This is a genomic window from Streptomyces sp. CB02058 (assembly GCF_001905505.1).
In the GTDB taxonomy this organism is placed as follows: Bacteria; Actinomycetota; Actinomycetes; order Streptomycetales; family Streptomycetaceae; genus Streptomyces.
Genome location: NZ_LIPG01000001.1, coordinates 963,603 through 983,081 on the forward strand (window position 1 = coordinate 963,603; position 19,479 = coordinate 983,081).

10 protein-coding genes are annotated in these 19,479 nt (G+C 73.1%); 6 read left to right on the forward strand and 4 right to left on the reverse strand.

Annotation, left to right across the window (positions count from 1 at the left end):
- Nucleotides 1–62: 62 nt before the first annotated feature.
- The 3 genes from AMK10_RS04570 to AMK10_RS04580 form a co-directional block, all read right to left on the reverse strand.
- On the reverse strand, nucleotides 63–1,613 hold the full coding sequence (locus tag AMK10_RS04570; RefSeq protein WP_073744979.1) for an alpha/beta hydrolase: 1,551 nt from the start codon (nucleotides 1,611–1,613) through the stop codon (nucleotides 63–65).
- 94 nt (nucleotides 1,614–1,707) lie between these two features.
- Nucleotides 1,708–3,300, reverse strand: coding sequence for an alpha/beta hydrolase (locus tag AMK10_RS04575; RefSeq protein ID WP_073744981.1), 1,593 nt, complete (start codon nucleotides 3,298–3,300; stop codon nucleotides 1,708–1,710).
- Between the two features lie 123 nt (nucleotides 3,301–3,423).
- Nucleotides 3,424–6,159, reverse strand: coding sequence for a lysylphosphatidylglycerol synthase transmembrane domain-containing protein (locus tag AMK10_RS04580; protein WP_073744983.1), 2,736 nt, complete (start codon nucleotides 6,157–6,159; stop codon nucleotides 3,424–3,426).
- Nucleotides 6,160–6,375: 216 nt separating this feature from the next.
- Between AMK10_RS04580 and AMK10_RS04585 the strand changes: the two genes are divergently transcribed.
- The 5 genes from AMK10_RS04585 to nudC all read left to right on the forward strand — a co-directional run bounded on the left by AMK10_RS04585 (nucleotide 6,376) and on the right by nudC (nucleotide 16,606).
- The gene (locus AMK10_RS04585; protein WP_073744985.1) at nucleotides 6,376–6,792 is read left to right on the forward strand and encodes an MGMT family protein; all 417 of its coding nucleotides are present in this window, start codon (nucleotides 6,376–6,378) and stop codon (nucleotides 6,790–6,792) included.
- A gap of 397 nt (nucleotides 6,793–7,189) precedes the next feature.
- Nucleotides 7,190–10,552: an ATP-dependent helicase gene (locus tag AMK10_RS04590; RefSeq protein ID WP_073744987.1), complete on the forward strand. Its 3,363-nt coding sequence runs from the start codon at nucleotides 7,190–7,192 to the stop codon at nucleotides 10,550–10,552.
- A 60-nt stretch (nucleotides 10,553–10,612) separates the two neighbouring features.
- Nucleotides 10,613–14,200 (forward strand): ATP-dependent DNA helicase, encoded by a 3,588-nt coding sequence (locus AMK10_RS04595; RefSeq protein ID WP_073744989.1) that lies wholly within the window; start codon nucleotides 10,613–10,615, stop codon nucleotides 14,198–14,200.
- Nucleotides 14,201–14,219: 19 nt separating this feature from the next.
- A complete protein-coding gene (locus AMK10_RS04600; RefSeq protein WP_073746052.1) occupies nucleotides 14,220–15,614 on the forward strand; it encodes a dipeptidase in 1,395 nt (464 codons plus the stop codon).
- Nucleotides 15,615–15,658: 44 nt separating this feature from the next.
- Nucleotides 15,659–16,606 (forward strand): NAD(+) diphosphatase, encoded by a 948-nt coding sequence (gene nudC / locus AMK10_RS04605; protein ID WP_073744991.1) that lies wholly within the window; start codon nucleotides 15,659–15,661, stop codon nucleotides 16,604–16,606.
- Between the two features lie 66 nt (nucleotides 16,607–16,672).
- On the opposite strand, the gene AMK10_RS04610 is transcribed toward nudC, so the two are convergent.
- Nucleotides 16,673–16,915 carry a mycoredoxin gene (locus AMK10_RS04610; RefSeq protein ID WP_073744993.1) on the reverse strand — a complete coding sequence of 81 codons (243 nt, stop codon included), beginning with the start codon at nucleotides 16,913–16,915 and terminating at the stop codon, nucleotides 16,673–16,675.
- Nucleotides 16,916–17,103: 188 nt separating this feature from the next.
- Here AMK10_RS04610 and AMK10_RS04615 point away from each other — a divergent pair, with 188 nt between their 5' ends.
- Nucleotides 17,104–19,332, forward strand: a complete 2,229-nt coding sequence (locus AMK10_RS04615) for an ATP-dependent DNA helicase UvrD2 (RefSeq protein WP_073744995.1) — start codon at nucleotides 17,104–17,106, stop codon at nucleotides 19,330–19,332.
- Nucleotides 19,333–19,479: the final 147 nt, after the last annotated feature.

A 19,479-nucleotide genomic window follows, 5' to 3' on the forward strand; every position in this document is an offset into this window, starting at 1 on the left:
GAGACGGGGCCGGCCCCTTCGCGTGTCGTGACGGGGCCGGCTCTTCGCGTGCCGTGCCGTGGTCAGGAGCAGGTGCGTCCGTCCGCCGGGACCTTCCCCTCCAGGAAGTAGGCGTCGACGATCGAGGTCACGCACGGGCTCACGCCGTACGAACCGTGCCCCTCGCCCTTGTTGGTCAGCATCACGCCGACCCCGTCACCCAGCTCGTCGGCCATCCTCCGCGCGCCCTCGTACGGTGTCGCGGGGTCGCCCGTGGTGCCGATGACGAGGACCGGTGCGGCGCCCGGCGCGCTCGCCTCGGGGGTGTCGTGCTCCCCCTCCACCGGCCAGTGGGCGCACCAGCCCGCCGTGTCCCACGCCAGGAACGGGCCGAAGACCGGTGAGAGCTTCCGGAACTCGGGGAGCAGGGCCCGGGCCTCGGCCGCCGTCGGCCTGGCCCTGGCGTCGGCGCAGGAGATCGCCCGTTGGGAGTGGTTCTGGGTGTCGTAGTGCCCGCTGCCGTCCCGGCCGTTGTAGGCGTCGGCCAGCTCCAGCAGCCGGTCGCCCCTGCCGCTGTCCTCGGCCTCGTCGAGCGCGGCCGTCAGGGTGGGCCAGCCGCTCCTGGAGTAGAGGGGCTTCACGATGCCGATGACGGCCAGCGACTCGTTGAGCTCCCGGCCGGACGAGGTCGGCAGCGGATTCCTGTCGATCCGCTCCAGCAGGGCCGCGATGCGCCGGGTGCCGGCGGCGGGGTCCTGCCCGCGGTCCTTCAGATAGTTCTCCAGGGCCCGCTGGAAGCCCGTCGCCTGGTTGCGGGCGTGGCCCACCGAGTCCGCCGTCGGGTCGACGACGGCGTCCAGCACCACTCTCCCCACTCTCTCGGGGAAGAGATGGGCGTAGGTCCCGCCGAGCTCCGTGCCGTACGAGATGCCGAAGTACGACAGCTTCTCGTCGCCGAGCGCCCGGCGGATCGCGTCCATGTCCCGGGCGGCGTTCGCCGTGCCGACGTGGGGGAGCACCGTGCCGGAGAGACGCGCGCAGCCGGCGCCGAAGTCCCGCCCGTCCGCGATGAACGCGGCCTCCTCCGCCGGTGTGTCCGGGGTCATGTCGACCTCGCGGTAGGCCGTCTCCTGGTCCTTGTCGCTCCTGCAATGGACGCCCGAGCTGGCGGCGACCCCGCGCGGGTCGAAGCCCACCAGGTCGTAGCGGGTGTTGAGCTCCCTGTACGAACCCGCGGCGCGCGGCAGGATGCCGACGCCGGAGCCGCCGGGCCCGCCGAAGTTGAAGAGCATCGAGCCGAGCCGCTCGCTCTTCCTCGTGGCGGCCTTGCGGATCAGCGCGATGCCGATCGTCCTGCTGTCGGGAGCCGCGTGGTCCAGGGGCACGTCGAGGGTGGCGCACCGCCACCCGGGACCGGGCTCGGTGCCGCCCTCGGGGGCCTCGCAGCGCTTCCAGTCCAGCGCGGGCGGCGCCCCGGACGCCTTCGAGGACTCCTCGGACGCCCGGGGCGACGAGCCCTTGGACGACTGAGGGGGCGCCGGGCCGTCGTCGCACCCCGTGAGGACCGCGGTCACCAGCAGCAGGGCCGCTCCGGCCGTCGCCGCACCCGCGCGGGTCCCTACGCGTACGCGCATGCGCGCTCCCTCCCCCCGGGGCCCGGAGGCCGGCACCCGGAGCGGTCCGGGGCCACCGGTGCCGGTCACCTCTGTCCGGCCGTCCAACGAGCGGTCACTCGCAGACCGTTCCCGACTTCGGCACCTTTCCTTCCAGCAGATAACCGTCCACGGCCCTCTGCACACAGGTGCTGCCGCTGTTGTACGCCCCATGGCCCTCACCCTTGTAGGTGAGCTCGATGCCGACGCCCTTGCCGAGTTCGGCGGCCATCGCCTTCGCGCCGGCGTACGGCGTCGCGGGGTCCCCGGTGTTGCCGATGACCAGGATCGGGGCGGAGCCGGGCGCGCTCACGTCCGGGGTGTCCCAGGCACCCGCGACGGGCCAGCCGGTGCAGGCCATCAGGCCCCAGCCCAGGTAGTCGCCGAAGACGGGGGAGGCCTCGCGGAACCGGGGGAGTGCCTTCCTGGTCTGCTCCAGGCTGAACCGCTCCTCGGAGTCGGCGCAGTTGATGGCGGTGTTGGCCGCGTTCGAGTTGTCGTAGTGGCCGTCCTCGGAGCGGCCGTTCAGCGAGTCGGCGAGTGCCAGCAGCAGCCCGCCGTTGTCACCGTCCGCCTCGTCGAGGCCCTGTTCGAGCAGCGGCCAGGTCTCCTGGGAGTAGAGGGCCGAGGCGATACCCGTCGTGGCCTGGGTCTGCGTCAGCTCCCGTTCGCCGAGCCCGGGTACGGGCTTCTCCTCCAGCTTGGCGAGGAGGCCGGCGATCCAGTCCTGGACCTCCTTCGCGGTGGCTCCCGGGAGCTTGCAGTCGTCGCGCTCCGCGCAGTCGGCGGTGAAGTTGTCCAGGGCCAGCTGGAAGCCCTCGGCCTGGCCGAGCGAGGATTCGAGGGAGTTCTCCGTGGGGTCGACGACGGCGTCCAGGACGGCCCGGCCGACGTTCCGGGGGTACAGATGGGCGTAGACGCCGCCCAGTTCGGTGCCGTAGGAGATCCCGAAGTAGTTCAGCTTGTCGTCGCCGAGCACCTGGCGGAGCAGGTCCATGTCCCGGGCCGCGTTCGTCGTGCCGACGAAGGGGAGTTCGTCCCCCGAGTTCTCCTCGCAGGCCGCGATGTAGGACTTCTGGTCCTCGGCGAACCGCTTCTCCTCCTCGGCGTCGTCCGGGGTGCCGTCCTGTTCGTAACGGGCGTCGAGCTCCGCGTCGTCCGCGCACTGGACGGCTTCGCTGCGGCCGACCCCGCGCGGGTCGAAGCTCACCAGGTCGTAGCGGGTGCGCAGGGAGTCGTAGTCGGTGCCGAAGGACGGCAGCGTGGCGACGCCCGAGGCGCCCGGCCCGCCGAAGTTGAAGACGAGCGAGCCGATCCGCCGGTCCTTGTTCCTGGCGGGTGCGCGGATGAGGGCCAGTTCGATGGTCCGGCCGTCCGGGTCCGCGTAGTCGAGCGGTACGTCCATGAAGGAGCACTGCCAGGCGGCGCCGCCCGGCAGCGGCGTGGGGGCCGTGCCGCTGCCCTGGGCCGTGCTGGGGGCGGGGCAGGGCTGCCAGTCGAGCTTCTGGGAGGACAGTTCCTTCGAGGTGGCGGTGGGGGACGCCGTCGAGGCGGTCGACGGCGTCGACTCCGTACCCCCGTCACCGTCGTCCGAACAGGCCGTCAGGGGCAGCAGCACCGTGGCGGTGGCGGCGAGGGCAGCGGCACGCAGGGCGGGGGAAGTCCTCATGACCCCATCGTGCGGCGGGGCACGAGGTGCCGCGCGGGGCGTGGGCCATGCGGGTGGAGCACCCTCGTGCAGGTGTTCGTGCGGTCCTCGGAGTCCCGTCCGGCCGTATCCGGACGGGAGCCCCTAGAGCTCGCCCTTCCGGGTGAGCTGGTTGAAGCAGATCCAGCCGGGCAGCACCGGCAGCCAGAGGGTCATGACGCGGTACAGCAGCACCGCCGGAGCCGCGACCTCCTTCGGCAGGCCGACCGCGATCAGACCCAGGGTCAGCGCACCCTCGACCGCGCCCATACCGCCCGGGGTGGGCGCAGCCGAACCGAGCGCGTTGCCCGCGAGGAAGACCACCGCGATGCTCGCGTAGCTGAGCTGCGGCACGTCCGGACCGCTGAACGCGCGGATCGAGGCGTCCAGGCAGAGCACGAACAGGCCGGTCAGCAGCAGCATGCCGCCGATGCCGGTGATCAGCTTCTGCGGGCGCTGCACCACGTCGAGCATGCGGGGCACGACTCCGGCGAACAGGGACCGCACCCGGGTGACGACGAACTTCCGCAGGAACGGGATCGCGGTGACCACCAGCACGAGCACGGCCACGGTGAGCAGCCCCGCGATGACCGTCCTGGAGGGGGTGAGCGAGTCCGGTGTCTTCTCCGTACCCGTCAGATAGCCGAAGAGGGCGAGCAGCAGGATGTGGCAGCCGAGGCCGAACAGCTGGGACGCGCCGACGCTCGCGACCGCGAGACCCGGGCGCACTCCGGCGCGTTGCAGGAAGCGCGTGTTCAGCGCCACACCGCCGACCGCCGCCGGGGCCACGATCTTCACGAACGACCCGGCCACCTGCGCCAGCACGGTCTTCCCGAACGGCACCCGCTCCGGCACGAAGCCCAGCAGGCTCATGGCCGCGGCGACGTAGCTCAGGGCCGAGAAGCCCAGTGCCGCCGCCACCCAGCCCCACTCCGCCTGCTCCACCACCGTGCCGAAATCGGCCTCGGTGACCTGCGAGATCAGGAAGTAGGCGGCGATCGAACCGGCGATGAAGCTGAAGAGGGTCCGCGGCTTGATGCGTTCCAGACGGACCGGCTCGACCGGCGCCTGCGGCCTGATCAGCAGCACCTCGCGGCGGATCTGGGCCAGCATGTCCTCCTCGCGGGCCTCTTCCAGGGCGTCGTCCATCGCCCGCTTCTCGGCCTGCTTCTCCGTGCGCAGCGACTTGCGGGCGGCCTTGCGGTCGTTGGCCGCCGCGGCTTCGTGCTCCTCGGCCTTCGCCTGCTTCGCCGCCTGCGAGGCCTCCAGCACCGCCTCGCGCTCGCGCTGCGAACGCTCCCGGGCGAGTCTGCGCAGCGTCGCCCGCGTGGAGCGGCTCAGCGCGATCGGCTGGAGCAGCGGCAGGCAGTCGGCGACGGCATCCGGCCCGAGCACGGCGAGAGCCCCCGCGACGGCCCGCTCGGCGCCCACGCGAAGCCCGGTGGTGGTGAGCAGCTGGGCGACGTCCATCCGCAGGATCAGGTCGCCCGCCGCGATCTCACCGCCGCGCAGATCCGTCACGAACACCGTGCCGGAACGGTCGACCAGGATGGCGTCGCCGGTCAGCCTGCGATGCGCGATCCGCCGCGACTGGAGGGCCCGCACCTGCCGCCAGGCGCCCCGCACCAGCTCGTCGGTGATCTCCTCGTCCTCCATGGCGTCCAGCGAGCGCCCGCCGATGTGCTCGTACACGAGCATCACGGCGTCGGGGCCGAGTTCGGACGTGGCGATCAGCTTGGGGGCGTTGGCCCCGGCGGCGATCGCGGCGTACGCGAGGAGCGCCTCCTGCTCCAGTGCCTGCCGCAGCGACTGGATGGAGCGGCGCTGGGTGATGCTGCGCAGGGTGAGCCTGCGCCACACCCGGTAGAAGAAGCCCTGGGCCTGCTGTTCACGGTCGACGACCGTCACGTCCAGCGGTGGGCCGTCCTCCAGGGTGACCAGATAGCGGCGGCCCCGGTCGCTCTGGTCGATGTTGTCGTGGGCGTCCTCGGTGCGCATCGCGGCGACCGGGCGGAAGCCGACGTGGCGCAGACCGGCCATCAGGTGCTGACCGGTCGGGCGTACGTTCGGCGAGCCGACCGCGTACAGCGTGCCGTACGCCACGGTCCAGCCGATCAGCACGGTGAGGACGATCGAGAAGGGCGTGGTGTAGCCGCCGACCAGCATCGCGAACGCGTCCAGGAGCAGCACCACCCACAGCACGACCCGCCAGCGGGGTCTGCGGGCCATCCCGACCGCCGTCATATAGGCGATGACGGGTGCGAGATAGCCGTGCACGGGGTCGGTGAGCGCGTCCCCCGGCTGGGGCTGGGTCAGCGCCTCCCGGATGGTGCCGGGGGCCGACCGGGCCACCCAGAGATCGGTGGCGAGGGTCACACCGTGGGCGAGCACGGCGGCGAGCACGCCGTCCGCGATCCGCAGTCCGTCGCGTTTGACCAGGCGCTCGATCGCGAAGGCGACCGGCACGAGGAGCACGGCGATGCTGGACACCAGACCGGCGAGCTTGATCAGCAGGTCGGGCGCCTGGTCGGTGCCCTTGGAGATGTCGTCCTCGAGACCGGTGGTGGTGCCCTGGGCGAAGGCGGCGATGGAGAAGAGCAGAGCGATCGCGAGGACACCGACGAGGAGCCGCAGCAGATCGGACGGGCGGTGCACCCGGGCGGGCAGCAGCGGCTCGTCGCCCGAGACGCGGTCGGTCAGCGCGGCGTCGGCCGACGCGAGCGTCGAGCCCGCCAGGGGCTCGGTGCCGGGCTCGGGAGTCTCCTTTGCCGGTTCCGGGGCGCCGGGCGCGTCCGGGCGCGGCTCGGCGTCAGAGGCGTCCGCCGCCTTCGGTGGCTGCACGCCCTGCTCCTTCGCCTCTGATGGATCTTCGTGTTCTCGTATCACCGGTCACCGCCCGCATGATGGTGGCACGGCCAGCGGACAGAGAGGGGCATCAGGGTGCATGGCACGAGCGCGATGCGCAACATACGCGGCTTCGCCCCGGCTTGCACGCTCTGTGACCAGGCCGAGATCTGGAGCTCCCGGCTGTCGGTGGCGTACGGCAGGATGTGACGGATGAGCCAAGACCGGACGAGGGGCGACAGGACCGGTGCCGCGCCCGCCACCCCCGAGGCCCCGGAGCTGCCCGTCTACGCGGAGCGGGTCCTGGACGTGGCGGACCTGATCCCGCCCGGCCGCGTCATGACGTACGGGGACATCGCGGAGTGGCTCGGCGACGGCGGGCCGAGGCAGGTCGGCCGGGTGATGGCGCTGTACGGCTCCGCCGCCCCCTGGTGGCGTGTGGTGCGGTCCGACGGCACGCTGCTGCCGGGTCATGAACCGCGGGCGCTGGACCACTACCGCGAGGAGGGCACCCCGCTCCGGGCCGCCCCGCCCGGCGCGGACGGGCACGTACCGCGCCTCGACATGAAGCGGGCCAGGTGGGACGGCGTGGCCGGTGATCCGGACACGGGCGAGGAAGCTCACATCTGACAGCTTCCGCCATCGGGCCCCGGCGGGACAGGCGCCGGGCCGACGGGGAAGCGGGCGTGCCACGGGGTGCGCATGCGACGAGGGACGCGTCCGTGGCACGGGGTGCGCATGTGACGGGGGACATGTCCGTGGCACGAGGCGCGCATGTGACGAGGGACGCACCCACGTCAGGGGGCGCACATGTGACGGGCGACGCGGCCCATCGCCTGCTTTCCGCCCCGCCGCTGGCGTAGCGTCGTCCACACGCGGCACGCTCCGCTCCCCCTTCCGTTCCGTCACCGTCAGGCCGTCTCCACGAGGCCGTAACCGACCGGCCGTCGTCACGAGGCCCACCGGCCCTCATCACCGGGCCGGCCACCGAGCAGACCGAGTACACCCACCAGGACCGGCGACCCACGTGAGCTCCTCCTCCACCACCCGGAACAGCCCGCACCGTCAGACACGGCGGCGGGCCCCGGGCGCGTACCGGCTGGTGCGCACGCCTCCCGGCTCCGTGGACCCCCCTCTCCTGGACGCGCCGCAGCGCGCGGTGGTTGACCACGGGGGCGGCCCGCTGCTGGTCCTCGCCGGGCCGGGCACCGGCAAGACCACGACCCTGGTCGAGGCGGTCGCGCGGCGCGTGGCCGACGGCACCGACCCGGCCCGCATCCTCGTCCTCACCTTCAGCCGCAAGGCGGCGGTCGAGCTGCGCGACCGGATGGCCGCCCGGCTCGGCGGGCCCAGGGGCCCGCAGGCCACCACCTTCCACTCGTACTGCTACGCCCTGGTCCGCGCCCACCAGGACGCGGACCTGTTCGCCGATCCGCTGCGTCTGCTCTCCGGCCCCGAGCAGGACGTCACCGTCCGTGAGCTCCTCGCGGGGCAGCTCGGCCTGGAGCAGTCGGGGCTGGCCCATGTCCGCTGGCCCGACGAACTGCGTGCCTGCCTGACCACCCGGGGCTTCGCGGACGAGGTGCGCGCGGTGCTGGCCCGCAGCCGCGAGCTCGGCCTCGGGCCCGACGCGCTGGGCGCCTTCGCCCGGCGCACCGGCCGCCCGGACTGGAGCGCCGCGGCGCAGTTCCTCGCCGAGTACCTGGACGTCCTCGACGCCCAGGGGGTCCTCGACTACGCGGAACTGGTCCACCGCGCGGTCCTGCTCGCCGAGCGGCCCGAGGTCGCGGAGGTGCTGGCCCGGAGCTACGACGTGGTCCTCGTCGACGAGTACCAGGACACCGACCCGGCCCAGGTGCGGCTGCTGCACGCGCTGGCCGGGAACCGGGGGAGCGGTGCCCCGGGCAGCGGCGGGGGGCGCACACTGATCGCCTTCGGCGACCCCGACCAGTCGATCTACGCCTTCCGGGGCGCCGATGTGAACGGCATCCTCGACTTCCCCGACGTCTTCCGCCGCGCCGACGGCGCGCCCGCCCCCGTCGGCGTGCTCACCACCTCACGCCGCTCCGGCGCCCGGCTGCTCGAAGCGACCCGGCTGCTCACCCGCCGGATGCCGCTCACCCGGCTGCCCTCGGCCAAGGTCCGGGCCCATCGGGAGCTGTCCGCCGTGCGCGAGGGCGGCCGGGTCGAGGCGTACACCTATCCGACGGCCTCCACCGAACTGGAGAACATCGCCGATCTGCTCCGGCGCGCGCATCTGGAGGAGGGCGTGCCGTGGAGGGACATGGCGGTCCTCGTGCGCGCCGGCGGCCGTTCGATCCCCGCCGTGCGCCGGGCGCTCACCTCGGCCGGTGTCCCCCTGGAGGTGGACGGCGACGATCTTCCGCTGCGCCACGAGCCCGCGGTCGCCCCGCTGCTGACCGCGCTGCGCACCGTCGCCACCGCCGCGCTGCACCGCGCGGTGCCCGACGACCAGGAGGACGACGACGGGGACGACGGGAGCGAGGCGGCGCCCGGCGCGCTCGACACCGAGACCGCCCTCGCCCTCCTCGCCTCGCCCCTCGGCTCCATGGACGCCGCCGATCTGCGCCGACTCGGCCGTGCCCTGCGCGACGAGGAGCGGGCCGCCGGGCACCGCGTACCGCCGCCCTCCGGCGAGCTCCTGGCCCGTGCGCTCGCGGAGCCCGAGCGACTGGTCACGCACGATCCGGCGTACGCCCGCGGAGCCCAGCGTCTCGGCGCGCTCCTGCGCAAGGCCACCGAACTCCTGGCAGGCGGCGGAACCGCCGAGGAGGCGCTGTGGACCCTGTGGAACGGGACCCCCTGGCCCGGCCGGCTGGAGCGGGCCGCGCTGCGCGGCGGCGCCGGCGGCCGGAACGCCGACCGGGACCTCGACGCCGTGTGCGCCCTCTTCGACACCGCCGCGCGGGCCGAGGAACGCACCGGAGGACGTGGCGCGCTCAACTTCCTGGAGGAGATCGACGCCCAGGACATCGCCGCCGACACCCTCTCGCGGCGCGCCGTGCGCCCCGACGCCGTACGCCTGATGACCGCGCACCGCTCCAAGGGCCTGGAATGGCCCCTGGTGGTCGTCGCGGGAGTCCAGGAAGGGCTCTGGCCCGACCTGCGCAGGCGCGGATCGCTCCTGGAGGCGGACCGGATCGGCCGGGACGGCCTCGCCGAACCGCTGACCCCGGGGGCGCTCCTGGCCGAGGAGCGCCGCCTCTTCTACGTCGCCGCGACCCGCGCCCGTGAACGGCTCGTCGTCACCGCGGTCAAGGCCCCCGCCGACGACGGCGACCAGCCGTCCCGCTTCCTCACCGAGCTGGGCGCCGAGCCCAGGGACGTCACCGGCCGCCCCCGCCGCCCGCTCGCGGTCGCCGCGCTCGTCGCCGAACTCCGTGCCACGACCGTCGATCCCGCCGCGTCCGACACCCTGCGCGACGCCGCCGCGCACCGGCTCGCCCGGCTCGCCGCGCTCACCGACGACGAGGGCCAGCCGCTGGTGCCCGCAGCCCATCCGCACCGCTGGTGGGGGCTGAACGAGCCCACCCGCTCCGAGGTCCCGCTGCGCGACCGGGACCGCCCCGTCACGCTCTCCGGGAGCGCGCTCGACCAGCTCGCCAACACCTGTGCCCTCCAGTGGTTCCTGGGCCGCGAGGTCAAGGCCGACGCCCCCGCGACGGCGGCACAGGGCTTCGGCAACGTCGTCCACGTGCTCGCCGACGAGGTGGCCTCGGGGCGTACCGCCGCCGATCTCGACGTCCTGATGGAACGCTTGGACTCCGTATGGGACGGCCTGGTCTTCGACGCGCCCTGGAAGTCGCACCAGGAGAAGGACCAGGCGCGCGCCGCCCTGGAGCGTTTTCTGCGCTGGCATGTCATGGACCGCGCCGGGCGCACGCCCGCCGCGAGCGAGCACGACTTCGACGTCACCCTCGAAGCCGGTGAGTACGCCGTGCGCATCCGGGGCTCGATGGACCGGGTCGAACAGGACACCGAGGGCCGGGCGTACGTCGTCGACTTCAAGACCGGCAAGAGCGCGCCCGCCAAGGACGAGGTGGCCTCCCACCCCCAGCTCGCCGTGTACCAGCTGGCGGTCAGGGAAGGGGCCGTCGACGAGGTCTTCGACGGCCGCCGGCCCGAACCCGGGGGCGCCGAACTCGTCCAGCTGCGGCAGCCCGCCCCGAAGAAGGAGGGCGGCGACACCCTTCCCAAGGTGCAGGCCCAGGAACCCCTGGCGGGGGAGTGGGTCTCCGACCTGCTCGCGACGGCGGCGGGCCGGGTCCTGGACGAGCGGTTCACCCCGACGACGGGAACCCACTGCACCCACTGCGCCTTCAAGGCGTCGTGCAGCGCGCAGCCCGAAGGCAGTCAGATCATCGAATGAACGCCCTGACGGAATCGGTGCCGGATGGCGTTGTCGGTGCCTCCGGTTAGCCTCTCTGGAGTGTCCTCCCGTATCACCGATCCCGAGCAGCTCAAGGAGCTCCTCGGGATTCCCTTCACCCCGGAGCAGACGGCCTGCATCACCGCGCCGCCCGCCCCGCAGGTGATCGTGGCCGGAGCCGGCTCGGGGAAGACCACGGTGATGGCCGCCCGGGTGGTGTGGCTGGTGGGGACCGGCCAGGTCGCCCCGGAGCAGGTTCTCGGGCTGACCTTCACGAACAAGGCCGCGGGCGAGCTCGCCGAGCGCGTCCGCAAGGCACTCGTCGCGGCCGGGGTCACCGACCCGGACGTCATCGACCCGGACGACCCCCCGGGCGAGCCGAGCATCTCCACCTACCACGCCTTCGCCGGCCGGCTCCTCACCGAGCACGGCCTGCGCATCGGCCTCGAACCCACCACCCGGCTCCTCGCCGACGCCACGCGCTACCAGCTCGCCGCCCGGGTGCTGCGCGAGGCCCCCGGCCCCTACCCCGCGCTGACCAGGTCCTTCCCCACGCTCGTCAGCGACCTGCTGGCCCTGGACGCCGAGCTCGCCGAGCATCTCGTCCGGCCCGAACAGCTCGCGGAGTACGACACCGAGCTGCTCCGCACCCTGGAGACGGCCCGGCTCACCAACGCCGAGCTGCGCAAGATCCCGGAGGCCGCCGGAGCCCGCCGCGAGCTCCTCGGACTGACCCGGCGCTACCGCGACGCCAAGCGCGGCCGAGACCTCCTCGACTTCGGCGACCAGATCGCCCTCTCCGCTGAGCTGGCCCTCACCCGGCCCGAGGTCGGGGCGATCCTGCGCGACGAGTTCCGGGTCGTCCTGCTCGACGAGTACCAGGACACCTCCGTGGCCCAGCGGCGGCTCCTGGCCGCGCTCTTCGGCGGAGGGGGCGGCAGCGGCACGACGGGCCACGCCGTCACCGCGGTCGGCGACCCCTGCCAGGCGATCTACGGCTGGCGCGGTGCGTCCGTGGCGAACCTCGACGACTTCCCCCGGCACTTCCCGCACGCCGACGGGACACCCGCCACCCGCTACTCCCTCAGCGAGAACCGCCGCAGCGGCGGCCGTCTCCTCCACCTCGCCAACGGCCTCGCCGAGCCCCTGCGCGCCATGCACGAAGGCGTCGAGGCACTGCGGCCCGCCCCCGGGGCGGAGAGGGACGGCACGGTCCGCTGCGCCCTGCTGCGCACGCACGCCGAGGAGATCGAGTGGCTCGGCGACTCGCTCGCCCACCTCGTGCGCACCGGCACGGCGCCCGGGGAGATCGCCGTGCTCTGCCGGACCGCGGGCGACTTCCCCCGGATCCAGGCCGCACTCGTCGCCCGGGACATCCCGGTCGAGGTCGTCGGCCTGTCCGGACTGCTGCACCTGCCCGAGGTCGCCGACCTCGTCGCCGTCTGCGAGGTCCTCCAGGACCCCGGGGCCAACGCCTCCCTGGTCCGGCTGCTCACCGGCCCCCGCTGGCGCATCGGCCCCCGCGACCTCGCCCTCCTCGGACGCCGGGCCCGTCTCCTCGTCCACCGTTCCACCGCGGGCGACGACGCCGACCCGGATCTGCGTCTGGCCGAGGCCGTCGAGGGCACCGACCCGGCCGAGGTGATCTCGCTCGCCGACGCCCTCGACACCTTCCTGGAGTCCGGCGGGGCCGAGGACGACCAGCTGCCGTTCTCCGCCGAGGCGCGCGTCCGCTTCGCCCGCCTCGCCACCGAACTGCGCGACCTGCGCCGCTCGCTGGCCGACCCCCTGATGGACGTACTCCACCGCGTCCTCGCCACCACCGGACTCGAAGTGGAGCTCTCCGCTTCGCCGCACGCCCTGGCCGCCCGGCGCCGGGAGACCCTGGCCAACTTCCTGGACGTCGCGGCCGGGTTCGCCGCGGTGGACGGGGACGCGACCCTGCTCGCCTTCCTCGGCTTCCTGCGCACCGCCGCGCAGTACGAGAAGGGCCTGGACAACGCCCTTCCCGGCGGCGAGAACACCGTGAAGGTCCTCACCGCCCACAAGTCCAAGGGCCTGGAGTGGGACGTGGTCGCGGTCCCCGGCCTCGTCACCGGCCAGTTCCCCAGCGCGCGGAGCCGGGAGGCGTGGACCTCGCAGCCGCAGGTCCTGCCGCACGCCCTGCGTGGCGACACGGCCACGCTGCCCGCCCTGGACGCCTTCGACGCCAAGGGCCTCAAGGCGTTCAAGGAGGAGATGAAGGAGCACCAGCACACCGAGGAACTCCGCCTCGGCTACGTCACCTTCACCCGCCCCCGCAGCCTGCTCCTCGGTTCGGGCCACTGGTGGGGCCCCTCCCAGAAGAAGCCCAGGGGCCCCTCGGCCTTCCTCGACGCGCTGTACGAGCACTGCGCGGCCGGACACGGCGAGATCGAGGTCTGGGCGGACGAGCCGGAGGAGGACGAGGAGAACCCGGCGCTCCAGGAGAAGGACGCCGACCAGGCCTGGCCGCTCCCGCTGGACGACACCGCCATGGCCCGCCGCCGCGCCGCCCGGGACACGGTGCTGGCCCACCTGGAGACCTTGGCGGCCACGCCCGTACCGGATGTGTACGAGGACCCGGCGTACGCCACCTGGCCGCCCCACGTCACCGACGAGCCGTACGACGAGGAGCCTCCCCACGACGAGGAGCCTCCGTACGGGGACGAGCCTCCGTACGCCGACGAGGAGCCCGCCTACGACGAGGCAGGCGCCCCGTACGACGACCCGTTCCCGGACGGCGATCCGTTCCCGTCCGGCGGTCCGGTCCGGACCGGTGGTCCGGTCCGTGCGGGTGGTCCGTCCCCTGCCGCCGACGGGCCGTTCTCCGCCGAAGGCCCGTACCCCGTCGACGGCCCGGCTCCGGGAGGAGATCCGCGCTCCGCCGCCCCCGTGCCGCACGTACCCGCCGCCCGTGCCCCGGCGGACGCGGGCCTCACCCCGGAGGAGTCCCGCACCCTCGCCTCCTGGGACCGCGATCTCGACGCCCTCGCCGGTGAGCTGCGCCGCGCCCGCGCCACCGTGCGGGACGTCGTCGTGCCCGCGACGCTCTCCGCCACCCAGCTGCTGCACCTCGCCGACGACCCGGAGGGCTTCGCGCGGGAGCTCGCCCGCCCCATGCCCAGGCCCCCGCAGCCCGCCGCACGCCGGGGGACCCGCTTCCACGCCTGGGTGGAGTCCAGGTTCGAGGAACTGCCGCTGCCCATGCTCGGCCCGGACGAGCTCCCGGGGGGCGATGAGAGCGACGCGGAGATCGCGGACGAACGCGACCTCGCCGAACTCAAGGAGGCCTTCGAGCGCACCGCGTACGCCCGGCGCACTCCGTACCGCGTCGAGACCCCGTTCCAGATCGCGCTCGGGGGCCGGGTGATCCGGGGCCGGATCGACGCGGTCTACCGCACGGGGGACACCTACGAGATCGTCGACTGGAAGACGACCAGGCACCGCACGGCCGACCCGCTCCAGCTCGCCGTCTACCGGCTGGCCTGGGCCGAGCTGCACGGTCTGCCGCTGGACTCGGTCACCGCGACCTTCCTCTACGTGCGCACCGGGGAGACCGTCCGTCCCACCGGTCTGCCGGGCCGGGAGGAGCTGGAGAAGCTCCTGCTGGACGAGCCACCTCCATGAGGCCGATAGGCTCATGAGCATGAGCGACACCCCGGACAGCGCCGTCCACACGTACACCCGGAAGCACCGCGCGGCCTTCCTCGACGACCTCGCCGAGTGGCTGCGCATCCCTTCCGTGTCCGCTCAGCCGGAGCACGACGGGGACGTACGGCGCAGTGCCGAGTGGCTGTCGAAGAAGCTGGCGGAGACCGGTTTTCCCGTCACCGAGGTGTGGGAGACGCCCGGCGCCCCGGCGGTCTTCGCCGAGTGGCCCTCGCAGGACCCGGACGCACCCGTCGTCCTCGTCTACGGCCACCACGACGTGCAGCCCGCGGCCCGCGAGGACGGCTGGAACAGCGACCCGTTCGAACCGGTGATCCGCGACGGCAGGATGTACGGAAGGGGCGCCGCCGACGACAAGGGCCAGGTGTTCTTCCACACACTCGGCGTCCGCGCCCACCTCGCCGCGACCGGCCGCACCACCCCCGCCGTGCACCTCAAGCTCCTCGTCGAGGGCGAGGAGGAGTCCGGCTCACCCCACTTCCGCGCGCTGGCCGAGGAGCGGGCCGCACGGCTCGCCGCCGACGTCGTGATCGTCTCCGACACCGGCATGTGGGACGAGAACACCCCGACCGTCTGCACCGGGATGCGCGGCCTCGCCGAATGCGAGATCGAGCTGACGGGCCCCGCCCAGGACATCCACTCCGGGTCCTTCGGCGGCGCGGTCCCCAACCCCGCGACCGCGCTCGCCCGTCTCGTCGCCGCCCTCCACGACGAGGACGGCAGGGTCGCGGTCCCCGGCTTCTACGACGGGGTCACCGAGCTCACCGAGACCGAGCGGGAGCTCTTCGCCCAGCTGCCCTTCGACGAGGACACCTGGCTGCGCACGGCCTCCTCGCGGGCGACCGCGGGCGAAGCCGGCTACTCCACCCTGGAGCGCGTCTGGGCCCGCCCCACCGCCGAGGTCAACGGCATCGGCGGTGGCTACCAGGGCGCGGGCAGCAAGACCGTCATCCCCTCCTCCGCCTTCGTGAAGCTGAGCTTCCGGCTGGTCGCGGGCCAGGACCCGGAGCGGGTCCAGGAAGCGGTTCGCGCCTGGGCCGAGGCCCGGGTCCCCGCCGGTGTCGGCCACCGGATCACCTTCTCCCCCGCCACCCGCCCCTGTCTGACGCCGCTGGACCACCCCGCGCTCCAGGCGGTCGCCCGGGCCATGGGACGGGCCTTCGGCACGAAGATCCTCTTCACCCGCGAGGGAGGCTCGGGCCCCGCCGCCGACCTCCAGGACGTCCTCGGAGCACCCGTGCTCTTCCTGGGCATCTCCGTACCCTCCGACGGCTGGCACGGACCCGACGAGAAGGTCGAACTGGATCTTCTCCTCAAGGGCGTGGAGACCACCGCCCATCTGTGGGGCGAGCTGGCCACCGCACTCCGCTGAATCTCTGAACGCCCGATCCACCCCCGGGGGAGTAGGAAGCACCTGTGAGCACCTTCGACAACGCCACCGCAGACCGTCCGATCGGTCTCACCGCGCCCAGCGGTATCGACCGCGCGGCGCACCACCGGCTCGACGAGGCCTGGCTCGCCGCTGCCTGGAGCCACCCGACGACCAGGGTCTTCGTCGTCTCCGGGGGCCAGGCCCTCATCGACGACACCGCCGACGGCGGCACCGAGCTCGTGATGACGCCCTCCTTCGAGGCGCCGCTCACCGAGACCCACCGCTACTTCCTGGGCACCGACGCGGACGGCGTGCGCTACTTCGCGCTCCAGAAGGACTCCCTGCCGGGCCGCATGGACCAGTCCGCGAGGCCCGCCGGGCTGCGCGAGGCGGGCATGCTCCTCGGCCCGCGCGACGCCGGACTGATGGTGCACGCCGTCGCCCTGGAGAACTGGCAGCGGCTGCACCGCTTCTGCTCGCGCTGCGGTGAGCGCACCGTCATCGCCGCCGCCGGCCACATCCGCCGCTGCCAGGCATGCGGGGCGGAGCACTACCCGCGGACCGACCCCGCGGTGATCATGCTCGTCACCGACGACCAGGACCGCGCGCTGCTGGGGCGCCAGGTGCACTGGCCCGAGGGCCGCTTCTCGACGCTCGCGGGCTTCGTCGAGCCGGGGGAGTCGATCGAGCAGTCCGTGGCCCGCGAGGTCTTCGAGGAGGCGGGCGTCACCGTCGGCGAGGTCGAGTACGTCGCCAGCCAGCCCTGGCCGTTCCCCTCCAGCCTGATGCTCGGCTTCATGGCCCGGGCCGCGTCCTCCGAGATCACCGTGGACGGCGAGGAGATCGAGGAGGCCCGCTGGTTCTCCCGCGAGGAGCTGACGGAGGCCTTCGACTCGGGCGAGGTGCTGCCTCCGTTCGGCGTCTCGATCGCGGCCCGGCTGATCGAGCTCTGGTACGGCAAGCCGCTCCCCAGGCCGGGCAACACGGCCTGACGGCCACTGCGTGTACGACGAAGGCCCCCGCCTCGGCGGGGGCCTTCGTCGTACACGGCAGGCGGGTCAGGCGCCGATCTTCTGCTTGACCTGGGCGAGCGAGGGGTTCGTCAGCGTCGAACCGTCGGGGAAGAGCACGGTCGGAACCGTCTGGTTCCCGCCGTTCGCCTTCTCGACGAAGGCTGCCGACTCCGGGTCCAGCTCGATGTTGACCTCGGTGTACGCGATGCCTTCGCGGTCCATCTGGCCCTTGAGCCGGCGGCAGTAGCCGCACCACGTGGTGCTGTACATCGTCACAGTGCCCGGCATGTCGTCGGTGCTCCCTTGTCTCGTACGTCTCACTGGGAAGGCGGGACGCGTACGCGCACGTACCTTCCCGCACTGAGCCAACGCACGGCGGCCGACGGCCATTCCCGGCCGCCCCGACCGGTACGACGAACGGCGGGCCCTGTGGACAACCGCCGCACCGGCCCCCTGCGACCTGGCAGCATGGCGGGGTGACAGCAGCAACGCATTCCACCCTCTTCCCCCAGGTCCCCGACTCCGCGGACGCCGTGCTCGACGGGCTCGACCCGGAGCAGCGCGAGGTCGCGACGGCCCTCGGCGGACCGGTGTGCGTGCTGGCCGGAGCCGGGACGGGGAAGACACGGGCGATCACGCACCGCATCGCCTACGGGGTGCGTGCCGGGATCCTCCAGCCGACGACCGTGCTCGCCGTCACCTTCACCAACCGCGCGGCGGGCGAGATGCGGGGCCGGCTCCGCCAGCTCGGCGCGACCGGGGTGCAGGCCCGCACCTTCCACTCCGCGGCCCTGCGCCAGCTCCAGTACTTCTGGCCGAAAGCGGTCGGTGGCGAGCTTCCCCGCCTGGTGGAGCGCAAGGTCCAGCTGGTCGCCGAGGCCGCCGCCCGCTGCGGAATCCGGCTGGACCGCAACGAACTGCGGGACGCCACGAGCGAGATCGAATGGGCCAAGGTCACCCAGACCGTCCCCGCCGACTATCCGGCCGCCGTGGCCAAGACCCGGCGCGACGCCCCTCGCGACCCGGCGGAGCTCTCCCAGATCTACGCGATGTACGAACAGCTGAAGCGCGACCGGTCGGTGATCGACTTCGAGGACGTGCTGCTGCTCACCGTCGGCATCCTCCAGGACCGGCACGACATCGCCGATCATGTGCGCCGCCAGTACCAGCACTTCGTCGTCGACGAGTACCAGGACGTCAGCCCGCTCCAGCAGCGGCTGCTCGACCTCTGGCTCGGCGACAGGGACGACCTCTGCGTCGTCGGTGACGCGGGGCAGACGATCTACTCCTTCACGGGTGCCACCCCCGACCACCTGCTGAACTTCCGCACCCGCCATCCGAACGCGACCGTGGTCAAGCTGGTGCGGGACTACCGCTCCACACCTCAGGTGGTCCACCTGGCCAACGGCATCCTGAGCCAGGCCACGGGCAGGGCGGCCGAACACCGGCTGGAGCTGGTCTCGCAGCGCGACAAGGGTCCCGAGCCCGTCCACACCGAATATCCGGACGAGCCCGCCGAGGCCGAGGGCACCGCCCGCCGGATCCGCGATCTGATCGCCGCCGGTGTCCCGGCCGGGGAGATCGCCGTGCTCTACCGGGTCAATTCCCAGTCCGAGGTCTACGAGCAGGCGCTCGCGGACGCGGGCGTGCCCTACCAGCTGCGCGGTGCCGAGCGCTTCTTCGACCGTCCCGAGGTGCGGGAGGCGGGCGTCGCCCTGCGCGGCGCCGCCCGGGCCGGGGGCAACGACTCGCTGCTCGACGGTGCCGACGACCTGCCCTCCGAGGTGCGGGCGGTGCTCTCCACCAAGGGCTGGACCTCCAAGCCGCCCGCCGGCTCGGGGGCGGTGCGGGACCGCTGGGAGTCGCTCGCCGCGCTGGTGCGGCTGGCCGAGGACTTCGAACAGGCCAAGCCGGGCGCGACGCTCTCCGATCTGGTGGCCGAGCTCGACGAGCGGGCCGCCGCCCAGCACGCGCCGACCGTCCAGGGAGTCACGCTGGCGTCGCTCCACTCGGCGAAGGGCCTGGAATGGGACGCGGCGTTCCTGGTCGGACTCACCGAGGGCATGATGCCGATCGCCTACGCCAAGACCGACGAGCAGGTCGAGGAGGAACGCCGCCTGCTCTACGTCGGAGTCACCAGGGCACGCTTCCACCTCTCGCTGTCCTGGGCCGTGTCCCGGTCGCCCGGCGGGCGGGCGAGCCGCCGGCCCACCCGCTTCCTGAACGGGCTGCGGCCCGGCTCGGCCGCGCCCGGCACCCGGGGCGGCGCCGGAGGAGGCGGCGGTATCGACCGCGGCTCCCGCACGGGCGCGGGGCAGGGCGGCACGGGCAGGGAGGCACAGGCCAGGCCGGGGCGGCGCGGGCCGGTGCGGTGCAGGGTCTGCGGCAGGACGCTCACCGATGCCGGTGAGATGAAGCTGATGCGCTGCGAGGACTGCCCGTCGGACATGGACGAGGGGCTCTACGAGCGCTTGCGTGAGTGGCGCGCGTCCACGGCCAAGGAGATCAGCCAGCCCGCCTACTGCGTGTTCACCGACAAGACCTTGATGGCCATCGCCGAGGCGGCGCCGGCCAGCGAGGGGGAGCTCGTGGTCATCGCCGGGGTCGGCAACCGGAAACTCACCAGGTTCGGCGACGATGTGCTGGCCATTTGCGCAGGTCGGGACTCTGATCCGGAGCCGGAGGAGGGCGACGGCGAGGTGTGAGAAAAACTCGTCCAGAAAATAGTTTGCGCGCGCAGCAGTCATCACCATAGGTTCTTAACCACGGGAACAGCGACTTCTCTGAAGCCCTGACTCCGTGCTGTACTTATCCGAATACCGCAGGATCGGCCCCGGCCGGTCCCTTGAGAC